Consider the following 16,955-nt stretch of genomic DNA (forward strand, 5'->3'; position numbering starts at 1 on the left):
GAGCCCCGGGGCTCCGGTCAGCCGGCGGCCGTCTGAGCCGGCGCCGGGCCGATGTTGCGGATGCGGCCCCAGTTCGGAGCCTGCGCCTGCTCCTTGCGCGGCAGCTCCACGGCCATCCCGTTCTTCAGCAGGAAGGTCTTGTCGGACAGATCGACGAAGGCGGGGGAATGGGTCAGCACGACCACGGTGACGTTGCGGCTCTTGGCTTCGCCGATGAAGTCGCGGACCGCCTTGTAGCCCAGCTCGTCCAGTCCGGCGGCCGGCTCGTCCAGGACCATCAGGCGGGGGTTGCCGAAGCCGGCGCGGGCCAGGGCGATCAGGCGGGCCGAGGCGCCGGTGATCGGCATCATCGGGTCGGCGGCCTCGGTCTCATAGCCGTTCGGCAGCGACTCGATCCACTCGTGGATGCCGGCGCGCTTGGCGGCCTCTTCGACCTCGGCGAGGCTGGTCGGGGTGAAGCGGGCGATGTTCTCGGCGATGGTGCCCGGCAGCAGGTCGGGGGTCTGCGGCAGGAAGCCGATGCCGTTCTGCGGCGCGTCCGGGTTCAGCGCGGCGGCGGCGAGACCGCCCAGACGCACCGTGCCGGCCGAGGGATGGGCCACACCGGCCAGCAGGCGGGCCAGGATCGACTTGCCCGACCGGTTGGGACCGGCGATGCAGACCGTCTCGCCCGGCTCGATGGTCAGGGTGACGGCCCGCAGGACCGGCTTCTGGTCACGCGGCGACACGAAGAGAAGGTTCTCGACCGTCAGGCGCTCGGCCTCGACCGGTACGACGGGGCGGGCCGGCTCACGCGACAGGCGCTTCAGCAGCGGCGAGAGGCGGCGCCAGGCCTGCCAGGACTTGACCAGCGGACCCCAGGAGCCGGCGGCCTGGTCGATCGGCGCCATGGCGCGGCCGACCAGCATCGAGGTGGCGATCATGCCGCCGAAGGACAGGTGCTGCTCGATCACCAGCCAGGCGCTGACACCGGTCACGGCCACCTGGAGGAGCATGCGCACCCACTTGGTGAAGGAACCGACGGCTGCCTGGCGCTCGTAGGCGCGGCCCTGCAGGGCGGTCGAGGTCAGGGCGTCCACCGTCACGGTGTCCAGCGCGTTGGAACCCATGCGCAGGCCGCGCACGGTCTCCGACTTGGACATCAGCCCGTCCAGCAGGCGCTGGGCGCGGCCGGCCGGCTGCTTGGCGTCCTCGACGAAATGGTTGACCAGGGCGTGGCCGAGATAGCCGAGCAGGGTGATCAGCAGCATGGAGCCGGCGAGAATGGCGGCCAGCAGCGGGTGGATCAGATAGATGCCGATGACGTAGAGCGGCAGCCAGGGCACGTCCATCAGGGCCGGCATGGTCGGCCGGCTCATCGCCGCCTTGACCTCCATCAGGTCGTTCAGCGGGCCGTGTTCCGGCCGGCCGCGGCCGACGCTGTCCAGCATGTCCGCCGTCAGGCGGCGGCGCCAGGCCACCTCCAGCGCGTTGCCGCCACGCGACAGCAGGCGGGAGCGGACAACCTCGAGAGCCGCGGTCAGCGACAGGGCGATCACGACGACGACCGTCAGCATGATCAACGTGTCATAGTTGCCGGACGGAATGGCGCGGCTGAATACCTGAAGCGAATAGAGTGGCAGGGCCAGCATCAGAAGGTTGATGGCGGCACTGAAGACAAAGGAACCAACAAGTACCCTGGTAAAATATCCAGCCTTGAATTCAACGTCGTTTCCGGCCTGAACCGGCTTCTTCCCGAAAAGGCGAGGCATTTGAAGCCCTCCTATTGTCACCATTCAACGTCAATCCCGCTCAATGCAGGCAGGTGGAAGGTGACGCACCATGGTAAACGGGATCTTAAAATTGAGGAACGTCACAGGAATGCCACCACATTTACCCCTTTCTCGCCCCACCGAAAGAGGGAAGAAGGAGGTGGTCGCAGCCGCCGCGCTGTCCTCCAAGCCATTGCAACTGCTTATCTTTTCTCCGCCGGGAACCAGAAAAAGCGAAAGCCCTCTCCGGATTCCGGAGAGGGCTTTCCTCTTCCCTGTGGCAGGGACGCTTCATTCCCCCCGGCCGGCGAAGCCAGCCGGGAAGACGCGCGATCAGGCCTTCAGGATGCCGCGGCCGGCGAAGCGGGCGGCGGTGCCGAGCTGCTCCTCGATGCGGATCAGCTGGTTGTACTTGGCAAGACGGTCGGAGCGCGACAGCGAGCCGGTCTTGATCTGGCCGCAGTTGGTGGCGACCGCCAGGTCGGCGATGGTCGAATCCTCGGTCTCGCCCGAGCGGTGCGAGAGGACGGCCGTGTAGCCGGCCTTGTGGGCCATGTCCACGGCCTCCAGCGTCTCCGACAGCGTGCCGATCTGGTTGACCTTCACGAGGATCGAGTTGCCCACACCCATCTGGATGCCCTCGGCCAGGCGCTTCGGGTTGGTCACGAACAGGTCGTCGCCGACGAGCTGGACCTTGTCGCCGATGGCCCCGGTCAGGGCCTTCCAGCCTTCCCAGTCGTCCTCGGACATGCCGTCCTCGATGGAGATGATCGGGTAGCGGCCGACCAGGTCCGTCCAGTAGGCCACCATCTCCGCCGGGGTCAACGACTTGCCCTCGCCGGCAAGCTCGTACTTGCCGTTCTTGAAGAACTCGGTGGAGGCGGCGTCCAGCGCCAGCATGACGTCGTCGCCCGGCTTGTAGCCGGCGGCCTCGATGGCCTGCATGACGAAGTTCAGTGCCTCGTCCGTGGAGGCGAGGTTCGGGGCGAAGCCGCCTTCATCGCCGACGTTGGTGTTGTGGCCGGCGTCCTTCAGCTTCTTCTTGAGCTGCTGGAAGATTTCCGAGCCGATGCGCACGGCCTCGGCGCCGGTCGTGGCACCCACCGGCATGATCATGAATTCCTGGATGTCGATCGGGTTGTCCGCGTGCGCGCCGCCGTTGATGATGTTCATCATCGGCACGGGCAGCAGCGTGGCGAAGGCGCCGCCGACATAGCGGTAGAGCGGAAGGCCGGCCTCTTCCGCGCTGGCCTTGGCGACCGCGAGGCTCACGCCGAGGATGGCGTTTGCGCCGAGCCGGCTCTTGTTCGGCGTGCCGTCCAGCTCGATCATCGCCATGTCGATGGCGCGCTGGTTGGCGGCGTCCATGCCAGCGAGCGCGTCGAAGATCTCGCCGTTGACCGATTCGACGGCCTTCAGGACGCCCTTGCCGGCGTAGCGCCCCTTGTCGCCGTCGCGCAGCTCGACCGCTTCATGCGCGCCCGTGGAGGCGCCCGACGGCACCGCGGCGCGGCCGAACGCGCCGGTTTCCAGCGTGACGTCGACCTCGACGGTGGGGTTGCCGCGGCTGTCCAGGATTTCGCGGGCGTGGATGTCGGTGATGGCGCTCATGTTCGGTCTTTCCTCCGCGTGCAGGCAGGCGTGCCCGGCCAAATTGGGGCGCGCAGGCTTGATAGCCCTACGGGAGGGGCGGCGCAAGGCCGCCCGGAGGGAACACCGCAATGAACTTCGTGCTATGCGGGCGGGAAAGGGGTGCCTCAGGCGGCCTTCGCCAGCCGGTCGAAGGCCTGGAGCCGCGCAAGCAGGGCCGGCATCTCCTTCAGCGGGACCATGTTCGGGCCGTCGCTGGGGGCGGTGTCCGGCGCCTCGTGGGTTTCCATGAAGACGGCGGCGACTCCGACCGCGATGGCCGCGCGGGCCAGCACCGGAACGAACTCCCGCTGGCCGCCGGAGGTGGTCCCCTGCCCGCCCGGCTGCTGGACGGAATGGGTGGCGTCGAACACCACGGGATAGCCCGTCTCCGCCATGATCGGCAGCGACCGCATGTCGGAGACCAGCGTGTTGTAGCCGAAGCTGGCGCCGCGCTCGCAGAGCAGGATGTTCTCGTTGCCCGAGGAGGACAGCTTGGCGGCGACGTTCTTCATGTCCCAGGGCGCCAGGAACTGGCCCTTCTTCACGTTCACCGCCCGGCCGGTCTTCGCCGCCGCGATCAGCAGGTCGGTCTGCCGGCACAGGAAGGCGGGTATCTGGAGCACGTCCACCGCCTCGGCGACGGCGGCGCACTGGTCGGCCTCATGCACGTCGGTCAACACCGGGCAGCCGAACCGCTCCCGCACTTCCGCGAAGATCGGCAAGGCCTTGTCGATGCCGAGCCCGCGCGCCGTGCTGATGGAGGTGCGGTTCGCCTTGTCGAAGGAGGACTTGTAGATCAGCCCGATGCCGAGACCCCCGCAGATCTCCGTCAGCGCCGCGGCCATCTCCATGGCGTGCTCGCGGCTTTCCATCTGACAGGGGCCGGCGATCAGCGCGAAGGGCCGGTCGTTGGCGATGGAGATGCTGCCGATCTGGACGGTCTTCGGGCTGGTCATGATGGGTCCTTCCGGAGAGGCGGAAACTTGTGCGTCATTCCCGCATCCGCTTTACGGGGCCTGCATGTTCTTCAGTACGAAATTCTTCTGAAAGACATTCACTGAGCCGTCAACGCGGCGTTGCCTGGAACAACGGCCCCCTCCCCGTGGGGAGGGGACCGCCGATCAGACCAGCCGGCTTTGCTCGAACGCCGCCTTCACGAAGGCGGTGAAGAGCGGGTGCGGTTCGAAGGGCTTCGACTTCAGCTCGGGGTGGAACTGCACGCCGATGAACCAGGGGTGATCCGGGATCTCGACGATCTCCGGCAGTTCGCCGTCGGGCGACAGGCCCGAGAAGAGCAGGCCACACTTCTCCAGCCGCTCGCGGTAATAGACGTTCACCTCATAGCGGTGACGGTGCCGTTCGGAAATGTCGGTCGTGCCGTAGACGTCCGCGACCTTGCTGCCCTCGACGAGCTTGGCCGGATAGGCGCCAACGCGCATCGTGCCGCCGAGATCGGTGCCGTCGCTGCGCTTCTCCAGCGAGTTGCCGCGGATCCACTCGGTCATCAGCCCGACGACCGGATTGCCCGGCTTGCCCAGCTCGGTCGAGCCGGCGTCCACGATGCCCGCGAGGTTCCGGGCCGCCTCGATCACCGCCATCTGCATGCCGAAGCAGATGCCGAAATAGGGCACCTTGCGCTCGCGCGCGAACTGCACGGCGCGGATCTTGCCTTCCGTCCCGCGCGACCCGAAGCCGCCCGGCACCAGGATGCCATGGACGTTCTCCAGCCGCTGCACGGCCTCGTCCGATTCGAAGATCTCCGAATCGATCCAGTCCAGCTTGACCTTCACGTTGTTGGCGATGCCGCCATGGACCAGCGCCTCGGCCAGCGACTTGTAGCTGTCGAGCAGGCTCGTGTACTTGCCGACGACGGCGATGGTCACCTCGCCCTGCGGCTTGCGCACGCGCTCCATGATGCCGGTCCAGCGCGACAGGTCGGGCGGGCCCTTCGGCGTCAGGCCGAAATACTCCAGCACCTGGGTGTCGAAGCCTTCCTCGTGGTAGCTGATCGGCACCTGATAGATCGAATCGACGTCCAGAGCCGCAATGACGCGCTCCGGCCGGATGTTGCAGAACAGCGCGATCTTGCGGCGCTCGTTCTCCGGGATCGGGCGGTCGGCGCGGCAGAGCAGGATGTTCGCCTGGATGCCGACGCCGAGCAGTTCCTTCACCGAATGCTGGGTCGGCTTGGTCTTCAGCTCGCCCGCCGTCGGGATGTAGGGCAGCAGCGTCAGGTGCACGAACAGCACGCGCTCCGGCCCGACCTCGTTGCCGAACTGGCGGATGGCTTCCAGGAAGGGCAGCGACTCGATGTCGCCGACCGTGCCGCCGATCTCGATCAGGACGAAGTCCTCCTCGCCGGCGTCGGCGCGGATGAACTCCTTGATCTCGTCGGTGATGTGCGGAATGACCTGGACGGTGGCGCCCAGATAGTCGCCGCGCCGCTCCTTGGCGATCACGGTCGAGTAGATCCGGCCGGTCGTGATGTTGTCGCCGCGGCGGGCCGGAACGCCGGTGAAGCGCTCGTAATGGCCGAGGTCGAGGTCGGTCTCGGCGCCGTCGTCGGTCACGAAGACCTCGCCGTGCTGATAGGGGCTCATGGTGCCCGGATCGACGTTCAGGTACGGGTCCAGCTTGCGCAGCCGGACCTTGTAGCCGCGCGCCTGCAGGAGAGCGCCCAACGCCGCCGACGCCAGGCCTTTGCCAAGCGAGGAAACGACACCACCGGTGATGAAGATGTAGCGCGTCATGTTCGTCCGAGGACCTTAGAGCCTGTTCCGTTCCCGAAATAGGTAACCGCCACCGCCGGGAAATCTCCCGGCCATGGCACGCTCCCCAAAGGAAAGAGGCGGCTTTCGGGGGTGCCGCCTCTTCGTCAAGCATCCGGCCTTACGGGCCGTGCGGGAGGCGTGTGACCGCCTCCGCGGGACTGTCCGCCGCGGCGCCTTACTGGGCGACCGGCGGGGCGGGCTGCGCGGGCGCCGCCGGCTGGGCCGGCGCGGTCGGCTGCGCCGGCGTGGCGGGCAGCGTGTCGATGATCGAGGCCGGGCGGCTGTGGCTGCCGGACAGGATCGCCAGGACCATGCTGGTGACCATGAAGCAGCCGGCGATGATCGCGGTGGTGCGGGTCAGCAGGTTGGCGGTGCCGCGGGCGCTCATCATGCCGCCCATGTTGCCGCCGCCGATCCCGAGCCCGCCGCCTTCCGACCGCTGGATCAGGATGACGCCGATCAGCGTCACCGCGAGCAGGAGGTGGATGACCAGTATCACCGTTTCCATGAAACCCGTTCCTTGCCCATTCCCTTGAGAGCGCCTTGCCACCCGTCCGCCATCGCGGTGCGGGGGAGCGCCCAAACCGATAACGCGCCACGGATCCCTCGTCGGGACCCGGGCGCGTGCCGGCCATATCTAGCGCGCTCCGGCGGCGGACGCCAGAGCGTATTTCGATCCCCTTCCGGACCGGCCTTCCGGCGCGGCGTTCCGCCGCATCCCACGGTCGGGCGCTGAAGCTGGTCGGTCAGCGGCAGGCGGCGGCGATGGCCCAGAAATCCTCGGCCTTCAGCGACGCGCCGCCGACCAGCGCGCCGTCCACATTCTCCACCGCCATCAGCTCCGCCGCGTTCGACGGCTTCACGGAACCGCCGTAGAGGACGCGCACCGCGCCGGCGTCGGACAGGGCCTTGCCCAGTTCCGCGCGGATGTGCGCGTGCATGGCCCGGACATCGTCCGGCGTCGCCGTCTTGCCGGTGCCGATGGCCCAGACCGGCTCGTAGGCGATGACCGTGTTGGAGGCGTTCGCCCCCTCCGGCAGGGAGCCGGCGAGCTGCCCCGCCACGACCGATTCGGCCTGGCCGGCGTCGCGCTGCGCTTCGGTTTCGCCGACGCAGATGATGGCGACCAGCCCCTCGGCATGGGCCGCCTTCGCCTTCGCGGCGACCAGCGCGTCGCTTTCGCCGTGGTCGGCGCGGCGCTCCGAATGGCCGAGGATGACGAAGGCGCAGCCGGCGTCCTTCAGCATCACCGGGCTGACGTCGCCGGTGTGGGCGCCGGACGTCTTGAAGGAGCAGTCCTGGCCGCCCAGCGCCAACGGGCTTCCCTTGATGGCCTCCCCGACCGGGAACAGCAGCGGAAAGGGCGGGCAGACCAGCATGTCGAACGGCACGGCTCCGGCCCCGTTCAGACGGCCGGCGAGGCTCGACGCCAGATCCAGCCCATCGGCCTTCAGGCCGTTCATCTTCCAGTTCCCGGCGATCAGTTTGCGGCGCTCGGCCATGGCCATGCGGTCCCCCAAGGCAAATGTTTCTTGTAAGCGCACCCTGTCTAGCAAGGCGGGAAGCCCTTTGCCATTCGTCCAAGGGTACCAATCCGGGGGAAAAGGGAGGTTGCCGGGCCAGTCCACCCTATCTATGATGCGCCGCCTTGCGGCCTATGGCCGAGTTCTTGCTAATTTCCGGGTCCCATGCTCCAGCTCATCCGCGGCTTTGCCGGTTCTTGGGTCACCAAGATCCTGTTCGTGCTCCTGATCCTCAGCTTCGGTGCCTGGGGCATCGGCGACATGACGACGGCCGGCACCTCCAGCACGGTGGCCAAGGTCGGCGACAAGCCGGTCGACCGCGCCGAACTCGACCTGGAATTCCGCCGGCAGGTGGAACGGCTGCGCCCGATGGTCGGCGGCAGCCTGACCCTGGAGCAGGCGCGCCAGTTCGGCCTGCTGGACCAGTCCCTGTCGACGCTGGTGCAGCGCGCCCTTTACGACCAGGTGGCGCGTGACCTGGGCATCGTCGTCAGCGACGAGGTGATCCGGCAGCGCATCGCCGACGAGCCGGCCTTCCGGAACCCGCAGGGCCAGTTCGACCCGGAGCAGTTCCGCACCGTCCTGCGCAACAACCAGCTCACCGAGGACGCCTATGTCAGCATCATGCGCCGCGAGATCGCGCGCGAGCTGGCCGTGGCCGGGGTGCTGTCCGGCGTCAGCGCGCCCAAGCCGCTGACCGAGGCTCTCTACCGCCACCGCGCCGAGAAGCGCGTCGCCGAGGTGATCACCCTGCCGAACGCGGTGGTGGGCGACGTCGGCACGCCGGACGACGCGGCGGTCCAGAAATACTACGATGACCATCAGGTCCGCTTCACGGCGCCGGAATACCGCGCCCTGACCGTCGCGCGCCTCTCGCCGGAGGAGGTCGCCAAGGACATCCCGGTGTCCGACGAGGAGCTGCGCGCCGCCTACACCGAGCGCGAGGACGAGTTCGGCACCCCGGAACGCCGCTCCATCCAGATGGTGCTGGCCGACGACGAAGCGCTGGCGAGGCGCATCGCCGAGGCCGCCAAGACCAAGGGCCTCGCAGAGGCCGCGAAGGAGGCCGGCGTCGAACCGATCGCGCTCGACAACGTGGCCCGCAACGAGCTGCCGGAGCTGGGAGACGCCGCCTTCGCGCTGGACAGCGGTGCCGTCAGCGAGCCGATCAAGACCGCGCTGGGCTGGCACGTGCTGGGCGTGACCGAGGTGCAGCCGGGCTCCTCCAAGAGCTTCGAGGAGGTCCGCGATGAGCTTCTCGCCACGCTGAAGCGCGAGAAGGCCGTGGACTCCGTCTATTCCATCGCGAACGGCGCCGACGACCAGCTCGCCAGCGGCGCTCCGTTGGAAGAGGTCGCCCAGTCCAAGGGCCTGACCCTCGTGAAGATCCCGGCTGTGGACAACAGCGGCCAGACCCCCGAGGGCAAGGCCGCCGAGGGCGTGCCCAACCTGGCGGAGATCCTGCCGGCGGCCTTCCAGCAGGCGTCCGGCACCACCTCGAACCTGACCGAGGGTACCGGCAACGCCTTCTACGCGGTGCGCGTCGACGGCATCACCCCGGCGGCGCCGAAGCCGCTGGACCAGGTTCGCGCCGAGGTCGTCGCCGCCTGGCAGGGGGAAGAACGCGCCAAGCGCGCCGCCGCCAAGGCCGAGGAGCTGGCCAACCGCCTGAAGCAGGAGCCGGGTGCCGCCATCGAGACCGTCGCCGCGGAAGCCGGCGGCGTCCTCTCCGTCACGGCGCCCTTCACCCGCGACGCCCGCGCGGTCGAGACCCTGCCCGGCGATCTGGTGCGCCGCCTGTTCGCCGCGAAGCCCGGCGAGGTGGTGACCGGATCCGGTCCGCAGGTCCAGACCGTCGCCCGTCTGAAGGAGGTCATTCCCGCCGACCCGGCCGCGCCCGGCGCCGAGATCGCCCCGGTGGAGGCGACCGTGTCCCAGGGGCTGGAGGGCGACATCGTCGCGCAGCTCGGCGCGGCACTCCAGCAGGACTACCCGGTCGAGGTCTACCGCGACCGCATCGACCAGTTCTTCGCCACCCCCAACTGATCCCGCCCCGAACCGATCACGCATCAAACCGATCACGCCTTTCAAGGGTACCGCCGTGAACGTCCAGCCCGAATTCACCGCCTTCGACCTCGCCTATGCCGCGGGCAAGCCGCAGGTGGTTTGGACCACGCGGGTCAGCGACCTGGAGACGCCCGTCTCCGCCTACATGAAGCTGGCCGACGGGCGCCCCTTCGGCTTCCTTCTGGAATCGGCGGAGCGCGGGGCGGGCTCCCGCCGCGACCGCTATTCGGTGATCGGTTTCAAACCGGACCTTGTGTGGCGCTGCAACCGGACCCAGGCCTCGGTCAACCGCAGGGCGCTGCACGACCGTGACGCCTACGAGCCCTGCCCGCTGCCGCCGCTGGAATCCCTGCGCGCGCTGATCAAGGAAAGCCGGATCGACCTGCCGGCGGAGCTGCCGCCGATGGCCGCCGGCCTGTTCGGCTACCTCACCTACGACATGGTCCGGCTGATGGAAAAGCTGCCGGACAACAACCCGGACGAGCTGAACGTCCCGGACGCCATCCTGACGCGTCCCTCCATCGTCGCCATCTTCGACAGCCATGCCGATCTCGTGACGCTGGTCACGCCGGTCTGGCCGGAGGCGGGCGTTGATTCGCAGGCCGCCTACGCCCGCGCGCGGGAACGGCTGTCCGACGCCGTGGCGGACATCGAGCGCCCCCTGCCCCACCGGCGCGAGCCGCGCAGCGAGGACGGGCTCCCGCTCGCCTGGACCAGCAACACGACGCGCGAGGAGTATCACGCCATCGTGGAGCGGGCGAAGGAGTACATCCGCGCCGGCGACATCTTCCAGTGCGTGCCCTCGCAGCGCATCCGCATCCCCTTCAAGCCGACGCCGCTGGCGCTCTACCGCACGCTGCGCCGCCTGAACCCCTCGCCCTTCCTGTTCCACCTGGATTTCGGCGAGCTGTCCATCGTCGGCTCCAGCCCGGAGATCCTGGTGCGGGTGCGTGACGGCAAGCTGACCATCCGCCCCATCGCCGGCACCCGCAAGCGCGGCGCCACCCAGGCGGAGGACGAGGCGCTGGCGGCCGACCTGCTGAGCGACCCCAAGGAGCTGGCCGAGCATCTGATGCTGCTGGACCTGGGCCGCAACGACGTGGGCCGCGTCGCCAAGACGGGCACCGTCCGCGTCACCCAGAAGATGGTGGTCGAGTATTACAGCCATGTGATGCACATCGTCTCCAACGTGGAGGGCGAACTTGACGAGAGCCACGACATGCTCGACGCGCTCTGCGCTGGCTTCCCGGCCGGCACCGTGTCGGGCGCGCCGAAGGTCCGCGCCATGGAGATCATCGACGAGCTGGAGAAGGCCCGCCGCGGCGTCTATGCGGGCTGCGTCGGCTATTTCGGCGCGTCGGGCGCCATGGACACCGCCATCGCGCTGCGCACCGCCGTGCTGAAGGACGGCACCATGTATGTGCAGGCGGGTGGCGGCGTGGTCGCCGACAGCGATCCGGAGGCCGAGTACCAGGAAACGGTCAACAAGGCCAAGGCCCTGGTCCGCGCCGCCGAGGAAACCGTCCGCGCGACGATGGAACGCTGAACGCGCGTTCCACCCCGCCCTGAAGCAAGAAAGCGGCGCGCCGGCTGGTCCGGCGCGCCGCTTCCCGTTTCGGGGTTCAGCCTGGAGCGGCCCTTCCCTCACCCGCCCGGCGTGCGGGACCGGGCGCGGACGACGGCGCTGACCGGCACCAGGGCGAAGCCGCGCTTGCGAAGCTCGGGCAGCCAGTCGGCCAGCGCCTGGATCGTGGCGTCGTGCGGATGGCCGATGGCGACGGCGTAGCCCTGCTGCCGCGCCACCTGCTCGGTCTTGGCGAGCTGCGCCCGCACGGCCCCGACGGTCATCTCGTTGTCCAGGAAGACGTCGCGCCCGGCGAAGGGCACCTTCATCTCCTGGGCGAGGCCGATCCCGGCGCTCTTCGGCGTCGTGCGGCTGTCGAGCCAGAGCAAGCCGCGCCGCTGGATCTCGGCGATCACCGGCGCCATCGACTCGCGGTCGGCGGTGAAGCGGCTTCCCATGTGGTTGTTGACCCCGACGAAGCCCTCGAAGCTGTCGAGACCCGTGCGGAAGCGCTTCTGGATCTCCTCCCGCCCCAGCCCGACCAGCAGCGCTCCGGGTCCCGGATCCTCGTTCCCCTGCGGCTGCATCGGCATGTGCAGCAGAAGCTCGTGCCCGGCGGCGCGCGCGGCGCGGGTCTGGGCGGCGAGGTCCTGGGCGTAGGGTATCCAGGCCAGCGTCAGCGGGCCGGGAAGCTGCACCGTCCGCTTGGAGCGCTTGCGGTCCAGCCCCATGTCGTCGATGACGATGGCGATGGCCGGATGGTCCGGTGAAACCGCCCCAGCCACCGCGTTCTTCTGCCAGGCCGGCGTGCCCGGCGGCGGCACAGGCAGGGGCTCCGGAACCGGCGCGGGCGATGCCTCCTGCGGCTTGGCGGGCTCGGGCTTCACCGGCTCCGGGCGGTGAGGCTCCGGCTTGTGCGGTTCCGGCACCGCCGGGCCGGCGGGCGCTTCGGCGCGGGGTGATTCGGCTGGCGGAGGCATGGCCGGAGCGGGCGCCGCCGGCACGTCGCGCAAAGCTGGCGGAGGCGGCACAGGAACGGGGGCCGGCGGGGCCGGCACGGTCACCTGCGCGACCTGTCCCGCCGGCTTGCGCGGGGCCTGCGGCCCGCCGGCCAGCATGTCCAGCAGGGCGGAGGCGCCGAAGGCGACGGCGAACACCAGCCCGACCGCGGCAAGCGCCAGAAGGAACGGATTGAACGAGCGCCGCGCGGCGGCCTTCTTCTTGCCCTTGCCGGGCTTCTTCGCGGTCATCGCGGCATGGTCCCCGAGATCGGCCATCACAGTGGCGCGGCCCGCAAGGTGGCACCGCCACCCCGGCACCGCAACAGCGGAACGCCGGCCCCGTGTGGCATCTCTGGGACGGCGGCGCGGCTTGGCAGAAACCTACACTTCCATCATTCCCGCAGACCTGCGTGGACGCGAGTTTCCGTTCAGGCCGCCTTGCCGGCCGTAAGGGCGCGGAGCACGGCGTCGGGCTCCTGCTCGATCACCGTTAGGTAGGCTTTCGTGGCCGCATCCGGAACCCGCCGGCCCTGTTCCCATTCGCGCAGGCTGGCGACCGGAAGCCGGAATTGCTCTGCGAAGGCCTTCTGCGAGAGCGCAAGCCGCTCCCGGACAAGGCGGACCCGGCGGCCGAAGGCTCCACGCGCCAGTTGCTCGTCGGTGAGGAGCGACGCATCGGGATCGGACAGGGCCGCGGCTTCCACCCCTTCGTCGGACATGGCGCGCAGACGGTTCCAATCCGTGCGGTCTTGAGGCTTCGTATCACGCCCTGGCTTATAGCGTGTCGTATTCGCGTCGCTCACGGCGGCTTGCCCTCCTGGCGCTGATGATGCGGCACAGCTCGCCGCGCATGGTGTAGGCAACGGAGAGGACAACGTCGTTCACCAGCCCGATGGCCCGGTAACGGTCCTCGCCATACCGGCGATCGACGATCACCAGCAGGCGCGGATCGGCGAAGACCTCAACGGCAGCGGTGAAATCGACCCCATGCTTCCCTAGGTTCGCGTTCGCCTTGCCGTTGTCCCACTCGTATTCCATAAGAGAACAGTACGGCAATGACGCAGCAGGGGCAAGGCCGGCCATGCATTGATGCCGTGTCCGGCGCAGCAACGGGGACCGCCGGAGAGCGCACTGTTCGCCCCCATGACCAATCAGGGACCCGAGGCGCCGCAAGGCTGGAAATCCGCGGCCCCACCCGCTAGGGTAACCGCCTTTGGAACAAGGCCGGAACTTCGCCGGGGTCCGCTATGCTTCTGCTCATCGATAACTACGACAGCTTCACCTACAACCTCGTCCATTATCTGGGTGAGCTGGGGGCGGACGTGAACGTCCGGCGCAACGACTCCATGACGGTGGAGGAGGCGCTGGCCCTGAACCCGGCCGGCATCGTGCTGTCGCCCGGTCCCTGCGATCCGGATAAGGCCGGCATCTGCCTGCCCCTGATCGCCGCGGCGGCCGAGGCGCGCGTGCCTCTGATGGGCGTGTGCCTGGGGCACCAGGCCATCGGGCAGGCTTTCGGCGGGCGGGTCATCCGCGCGCCGGTGCCGATGCACGGCAAGGTGGACCGCATGCGCCACGCCGACCGCGGCGTGCTGCGCGGGCTGCCGACCCCCTTCCGCGCCACCCGCTACCATTCGCTGATCGTCGAGCGCGACACGCTGCCCGACTGCCTGGAGGTGACGGGCGAGACGGAGGACGGGCTGATCATGGCGCTCTCCCACAAGGAGCTGCCGATCCACGGCGTCCAGTTCCACCCGGAAAGCATCGAGAGCGAGCACGGCCACGAGATCCTCGGCAACTTCCTGACGCTGACCCGCCCGGTGGAGAAGGCCGCATGAACACGCCCTTCCACGGCGATCTCAACGACATGAAGACCATCCTCGCGAAGGTCGCGACGGGTGCGGCGCTGGACGAGGCGGAGGCCAGCACCGCCTTCGACATCATCATGTCGGGCAACGCCACGCCCTCGCAGATGGGCGGCTTCCTGATGGCGCTGCGCGTGCGCGGCGAGACGGTGGACGAGATCACGGGTGCCGCCCGCGTCATGCGCGCCAAGGCCGTGCCGATCGAGGCGCCGCCGGGCACCATCGACACCTGCGGCACGGGCGGCGACGGCGCCGGCACCTACAACATCTCCACGGCGGCCGCACTGGTCGCCGCGGCCTGCGGTGTTCCGGTCGCCAAGCACGGCAACCGCTCCATCTCCTCCAAATCGGGCGCGGCCGACGTGCTGGGCGCGCTCGGCGTCCATCTGGACTGCGACATGGGGCTGGTCCGCAAGGCGCTGTGGGAGGCCGAGATCGGCTTCCTGATGGCGCCCCGCCATCACACGGCCATGCGCAACGTCGGCCCGACCCGCGTGGAGCTGGGCACCCGCACCATCTTCAACGCGCTCGGCCCCCTGTCCAACCCGGCCGGCGCCAAGCGCCAGTTGCTCGGCGTCTATTCGGCCCATCTCGTGGAGCCGCTGGCCCATGTGCTGAAGCGGCTGGGGTCCGAGGCGGCCTGGATCGTCCACGGCTCCGACGGGCTGGACGAGATCACCACCACCGGCCCGACCCGCGTGGCGCAGCTCATGGGCGGCGAGGTCACCGTCTTCGACGTGACCCCGGAAGAGGCCGGCCTGCCCCGCGCCACAATCGACGACCTGAAGGGCGGCGACGCCCAGGTCAACGCCGAGGCGATCCGCGCCCTGCTGGACGGGGCCGAGGGTCCCTACCGCGACATCGTGCTGCTGAACGCCGCCGCCGCCCTGGTCGTGGCCGGCCGGGCGCTGGTCCTGAAGGAGGGGGTCGCCATGGCCCGTGACGCCATCGACAGCGGCAAGGCCCGCTTCGTGCTCGAACGGCTCGTCGCCATCACCAACCAGCCGGTGATGGCATGAGCGACGTCCTGGCGAGGATCTGCGACGACAAGCGCGCCCATGTCGCCGCCTGCAAGGTCAACACTTCCTTCGCGGAGGTGGACGCGGCGGCCCGCGCCAACCCGCCGGCGCGCGGCTTCATCCAGGCGCTGCGCCGGACCGTGGAAGAGGGCCGCTACGGCCTGATCGCGGAGATCAAGAAGGCCAGCCCGTCCAAGGGGCTGATCCGCGCCGACTTCGATCCTCCGGCACTCGCCCGCGCCTACAAGGCCGGCGGCGCCACCTGCCTGTCGGTGCTGACGGACGAGCCCTATTTCCAGGGCCGGGACGAGTATCTGGTCGCCGCCCGCGAGGCGGTGGACCTGCCGGCGTTGCGCAAGGACTTCATGGTCGATCCCTACCAGATCGCCGAGGCCCGCGCTCTGGGCGCCGACTGCATCCTCATCATCATGGCCGCCCTGTCCGACGCCCAGGCCGCGGAGATCGAGGCCGCGGCCATCGAGTACGGGCTGGACGTTCTGGTGGAGGTGCACGACCGCGCCGAGCTGGACCGCGCGCTCGCGCTGAAGACCCCGCTGCTCGGCGTGAACAACCGCAACCTCAAGACGCTCGCCGTGGACATCGCGACCACGGAGGAGCTGGCGCGCAACGTCCCGGCGAACCGCATGCTCGTCGCGGAAAGCGGGCTCTACGGTCCGGCCGATCTCGCCCGCATGGCGGCGGTGGGCGCCCGCTGCTTCCTCGTGGGCGAATCGCTGATGCGGCAGGACGATGTGACCGCCGCCACCCGCGCGCTGCTGGCCTGAGGGAACGAACCATGCCCGACGTGACCATCGCGCCCGAAAGCCCCCGCCAGGACGAGATCGTCCGCCTCATCGGCGAGCTGGACGCCTATCTCGGTGCCCTCTACCCGGCGGAGAGCAACCACCTGCTGGACATCGACAGCCTCGCCGCCCCGGACATCCGCTTTCTGGTGGCACGGCGGGACGGCGTGGCCGTCGGCTGCGTCGCCCTGCGCGTGGACGCCGAGGGGTACGGCGAGATCAAGCGCATGTATGTCGATCCCAAGGCGCGGGGCGGCCGCATCGGTCGCCGCCTGATCGACCGGCTGGAGGAGCAGGCCCGCGCCGACGGGCTGACCCTCCTGCGGCTTGAGGCCGGCATACACCAGCCCGAAGCGCTCGGCCTCTACCGTGCGGTGGGCTTCGCCGACCGTGGCCCCTTCGGCGGTTACGCGCCTGACCCGCTGAGCGTCTTCATGGAAAAGTCCCTTCTCGCGGAGCCCGTGTCATGAGCGGCTTCACCCATTTCGACGCCGAGGGGCGCGCCGTGATGGTGGACGTCTCCGACAAGGCGGAGACGGAGCGGACGGCCACCGCGCGCGGCTCGATTCTGATGCAGCCGGAAACGTTGCGGCTGATCCTGGAGGGCGGCGTCAAGAAGGGCGACGTGCTGTCGGTGGCGCGGCTCGCCGGCATCATGGGCGCCAAGCGCACGCCGGACCTGATCCCGCTCTGCCACCCGCTGGCCCTGACCTCGGTGAAGGTGGAGCTGACCGCCGACCCCGACCACAACGCCGTGGACATCACCGCCACCTGCAAGCTGAAGGGCCGCACCGGGGTTGAGATGGAGGCGCTGACCGCCGTGTCGGTCGCGGCGCTCACCGTCTACGACATGTGCAAGGCGGTGGACCGGGGCATGACCATCACCGGCATCCAGCTGCTCCACAAGGCCGGCGGCAAGAGCGGCGACTGGGGCGCCGCCCCGCAGCCTTGAGCCGGGA

Annotated in this window: 16 protein-coding genes; 7 read left to right on the forward strand and 9 right to left on the reverse strand. The window is 69.2% G+C overall.

Features of this window, described 5'->3' with window-relative positions:
- Positions 1 to 17: 17 nt before the first annotated feature.
- The 6 genes from JUB11_RS10460 to tpiA form a co-directional block, all read right to left on the reverse strand.
- The gene (locus tag JUB11_RS10460) at positions 18 to 1,631 is read right to left on the reverse strand and encodes an ATP-binding cassette domain-containing protein (protein ID WP_207458473.1); all 1,614 of its coding nucleotides are present in this window, start codon (positions 1,629 to 1,631) and stop codon (positions 18 to 20) included.
- Between the two features lie 453 nt (positions 1,632 to 2,084).
- On the reverse strand, positions 2,085 to 3,362 hold the full coding sequence (gene eno, locus JUB11_RS10465) for a phosphopyruvate hydratase (protein ID WP_207458474.1): 1,278 nt from the start codon (positions 3,360 to 3,362) through the stop codon (positions 2,085 to 2,087).
- A 146-nt stretch (positions 3,363 to 3,508) separates the two neighbouring features.
- Complete coding sequence (gene kdsA, locus JUB11_RS10470) at positions 3,509 to 4,339, reverse strand: 3-deoxy-8-phosphooctulonate synthase (RefSeq protein ID WP_207458475.1); 831 nt, start codon at positions 4,337 to 4,339, stop codon at positions 3,509 to 3,511.
- Positions 4,340 to 4,504: 165 nt separating this feature from the next.
- Complete coding sequence (locus JUB11_RS10475) at positions 4,505 to 6,133, reverse strand: CTP synthase (RefSeq protein WP_207458476.1); 1,629 nt, start codon at positions 6,131 to 6,133, stop codon at positions 4,505 to 4,507.
- Positions 6,134 to 6,329: 196 nt separating this feature from the next.
- Positions 6,330 to 6,662 carry a preprotein translocase subunit SecG gene (gene secG, locus JUB11_RS10480; protein WP_207458477.1) on the reverse strand — a complete coding sequence of 111 codons (333 nt, stop codon included), beginning with the start codon at positions 6,660 to 6,662 and terminating at the stop codon, positions 6,330 to 6,332.
- 238 nt (positions 6,663 to 6,900) lie between these two features.
- A complete protein-coding gene (tpiA, locus tag JUB11_RS10485) occupies positions 6,901 to 7,656 on the reverse strand; it encodes a triose-phosphate isomerase (RefSeq protein WP_207458478.1) in 756 nt (251 codons plus the stop codon).
- Positions 7,657 to 7,842: 186 nt separating this feature from the next.
- On the opposite strand from tpiA, the gene JUB11_RS10490 reads away from it, so the two are divergent.
- Positions 7,843 to 9,723 carry a SurA N-terminal domain-containing protein gene (locus JUB11_RS10490; protein ID WP_207458479.1) on the forward strand — a complete coding sequence of 627 codons (1,881 nt, stop codon included), beginning with the start codon at positions 7,843 to 7,845 and terminating at the stop codon, positions 9,721 to 9,723.
- A 55-nt stretch (positions 9,724 to 9,778) separates the two neighbouring features.
- Positions 9,779 to 11,290 (forward strand): anthranilate synthase component I, encoded by a 1,512-nt coding sequence (trpE, locus tag JUB11_RS10495; protein WP_207458480.1) that lies wholly within the window; start codon positions 9,779 to 9,781, stop codon positions 11,288 to 11,290.
- A 98-nt stretch (positions 11,291 to 11,388) separates the two neighbouring features.
- Here the strand turns inward: trpE and JUB11_RS10500 are convergent, their stop codons facing one another.
- The 3 genes from JUB11_RS10500 to JUB11_RS10510 all read right to left on the reverse strand — a co-directional run bounded on the left by JUB11_RS10500 (position 11,389) and on the right by JUB11_RS10510 (position 13,392).
- Positions 11,389 to 12,558 carry a divergent polysaccharide deacetylase family protein gene (locus JUB11_RS10500; RefSeq protein WP_207458481.1) on the reverse strand — a complete coding sequence of 390 codons (1,170 nt, stop codon included), beginning with the start codon at positions 12,556 to 12,558 and terminating at the stop codon, positions 11,389 to 11,391.
- A 179-nt stretch (positions 12,559 to 12,737) separates the two neighbouring features.
- Complete coding sequence (locus JUB11_RS10505; RefSeq protein ID WP_207458482.1) at positions 12,738 to 13,028, reverse strand: helix-turn-helix domain-containing protein; 291 nt, start codon at positions 13,026 to 13,028, stop codon at positions 12,738 to 12,740.
- A 55-nt stretch (positions 13,029 to 13,083) separates the two neighbouring features.
- The gene (locus JUB11_RS10510) at positions 13,084 to 13,392 is read right to left on the reverse strand and encodes a BrnT family toxin (RefSeq protein ID WP_207458483.1); all 309 of its coding nucleotides are present in this window, start codon (positions 13,390 to 13,392) and stop codon (positions 13,084 to 13,086) included.
- Positions 13,393 to 13,556: 164 nt separating this feature from the next.
- On the opposite strand from JUB11_RS10510, the gene JUB11_RS10515 reads away from it, so the two are divergent.
- Genes JUB11_RS10515 through moaC form a run of 5 tightly spaced genes read left to right on the forward strand, consistent with a single transcriptional unit; the run spans position 13,557 to position 16,948 of the window.
- Positions 13,557 to 14,147, forward strand: a complete 591-nt coding sequence (locus tag JUB11_RS10515; RefSeq protein ID WP_207458484.1) for an aminodeoxychorismate/anthranilate synthase component II — start codon at positions 13,557 to 13,559, stop codon at positions 14,145 to 14,147.
- A complete protein-coding gene (gene trpD, locus JUB11_RS10520; RefSeq protein ID WP_207458485.1) occupies positions 14,144 to 15,193 on the forward strand; it encodes an anthranilate phosphoribosyltransferase in 1,050 nt (349 codons plus the stop codon). Before JUB11_RS10515 ends, trpD begins: the two co-directional genes overlap by 4 nt.
- On the forward strand, positions 15,190 to 15,978 hold the full coding sequence (trpC, locus tag JUB11_RS10525) for an indole-3-glycerol phosphate synthase TrpC (RefSeq protein WP_207458486.1): 789 nt from the start codon (positions 15,190 to 15,192) through the stop codon (positions 15,976 to 15,978). The genes trpD and trpC overlap by 4 nt, the downstream gene beginning before the upstream one ends.
- A gap of 11 nt (positions 15,979 to 15,989) precedes the next feature.
- Complete coding sequence (locus JUB11_RS10530) at positions 15,990 to 16,466, forward strand: GNAT family N-acetyltransferase (protein WP_207458487.1); 477 nt, start codon at positions 15,990 to 15,992, stop codon at positions 16,464 to 16,466.
- Positions 16,463 to 16,948 (forward strand): cyclic pyranopterin monophosphate synthase MoaC, encoded by a 486-nt coding sequence (gene moaC, locus JUB11_RS10535; protein WP_207458488.1) that lies wholly within the window; start codon positions 16,463 to 16,465, stop codon positions 16,946 to 16,948. Before JUB11_RS10530 ends, moaC begins: the two co-directional genes overlap by 4 nt.
- Positions 16,949 to 16,955: the final 7 nt, after the last annotated feature.

Source organism: Azospirillum sp. SYSU D00513, assembly GCF_017356015.1.
Taxonomy (GTDB): Bacteria; Pseudomonadota; Alphaproteobacteria; order Azospirillales; family Azospirillaceae; genus Azospirillum.

What these genes read in the sequence shown, in the direction of transcription:
- tpiA (WP_207458478.1), bottom strand. Translation starts at nt 7,656, where the DNA reads ATGGCCGAGCGCCGCAAACTGATCGCCGGGAACTGGAAGATGAACGGC.
- JUB11_RS10530 (WP_207458487.1), top strand. Translation starts at nt 15,990, where the DNA reads ATGCCCGACGTGACCATCGCGCCCGAAAGCCCCCGCCAGGACGAGATC.
- moaC (WP_207458488.1), top strand. Translation starts at nt 16,463, where the DNA reads ATGAGCGGCTTCACCCATTTCGACGCCGAGGGGCGCGCCGTGATGGTG.
- JUB11_RS10490 (WP_207458479.1), top strand. Translation starts at nt 7,843, where the DNA reads ATGCTCCAGCTCATCCGCGGCTTTGCCGGTTCTTGGGTCACCAAGATC.
- JUB11_RS10500 (WP_207458481.1), bottom strand. Translation starts at nt 12,558, where the DNA reads ATGACCGCGAAGAAGCCCGGCAAGGGCAAGAAGAAGGCCGCCGCGCGG.
- kdsA (WP_207458475.1), bottom strand. Translation starts at nt 4,339, where the DNA reads ATGACCAGCCCGAAGACCGTCCAGATCGGCAGCATCTCCATCGCCAAC.
- JUB11_RS10510 (WP_207458483.1), bottom strand. Translation starts at nt 13,392, where the DNA reads ATGGCCGGCCTTGCCCCTGCTGCGTCATTGCCGTACTGTTCTCTTATG.
- JUB11_RS10475 (WP_207458476.1), bottom strand. Translation starts at nt 6,133, where the DNA reads ATGACGCGCTACATCTTCATCACCGGTGGTGTCGTTTCCTCGCTTGGC.
- eno (WP_207458474.1), bottom strand. Translation starts at nt 3,362, where the DNA reads ATGAGCGCCATCACCGACATCCACGCCCGCGAAATCCTGGACAGCCGC.
- secG (WP_207458477.1), bottom strand. Translation starts at nt 6,662, where the DNA reads ATGGAAACGGTGATACTGGTCATCCACCTCCTGCTCGCGGTGACGCTG.
- JUB11_RS10505 (WP_207458482.1), bottom strand. Translation starts at nt 13,028, where the DNA reads ATGTCCGACGAAGGGGTGGAAGCCGCGGCCCTGTCCGATCCCGATGCG.
- JUB11_RS10460 (WP_207458473.1), bottom strand. Translation starts at nt 1,631, where the DNA reads ATGCTGGCCCTGCCACTCTATTCGCTTCAGGTATTCAGCCGCGCCATT.
- trpD (WP_207458485.1), top strand. Translation starts at nt 14,144, where the DNA reads ATGAACACGCCCTTCCACGGCGATCTCAACGACATGAAGACCATCCTC.
- JUB11_RS10515 (WP_207458484.1), top strand. Translation starts at nt 13,557, where the DNA reads ATGCTTCTGCTCATCGATAACTACGACAGCTTCACCTACAACCTCGTC.
- trpC (WP_207458486.1), top strand. Translation starts at nt 15,190, where the DNA reads ATGAGCGACGTCCTGGCGAGGATCTGCGACGACAAGCGCGCCCATGTC.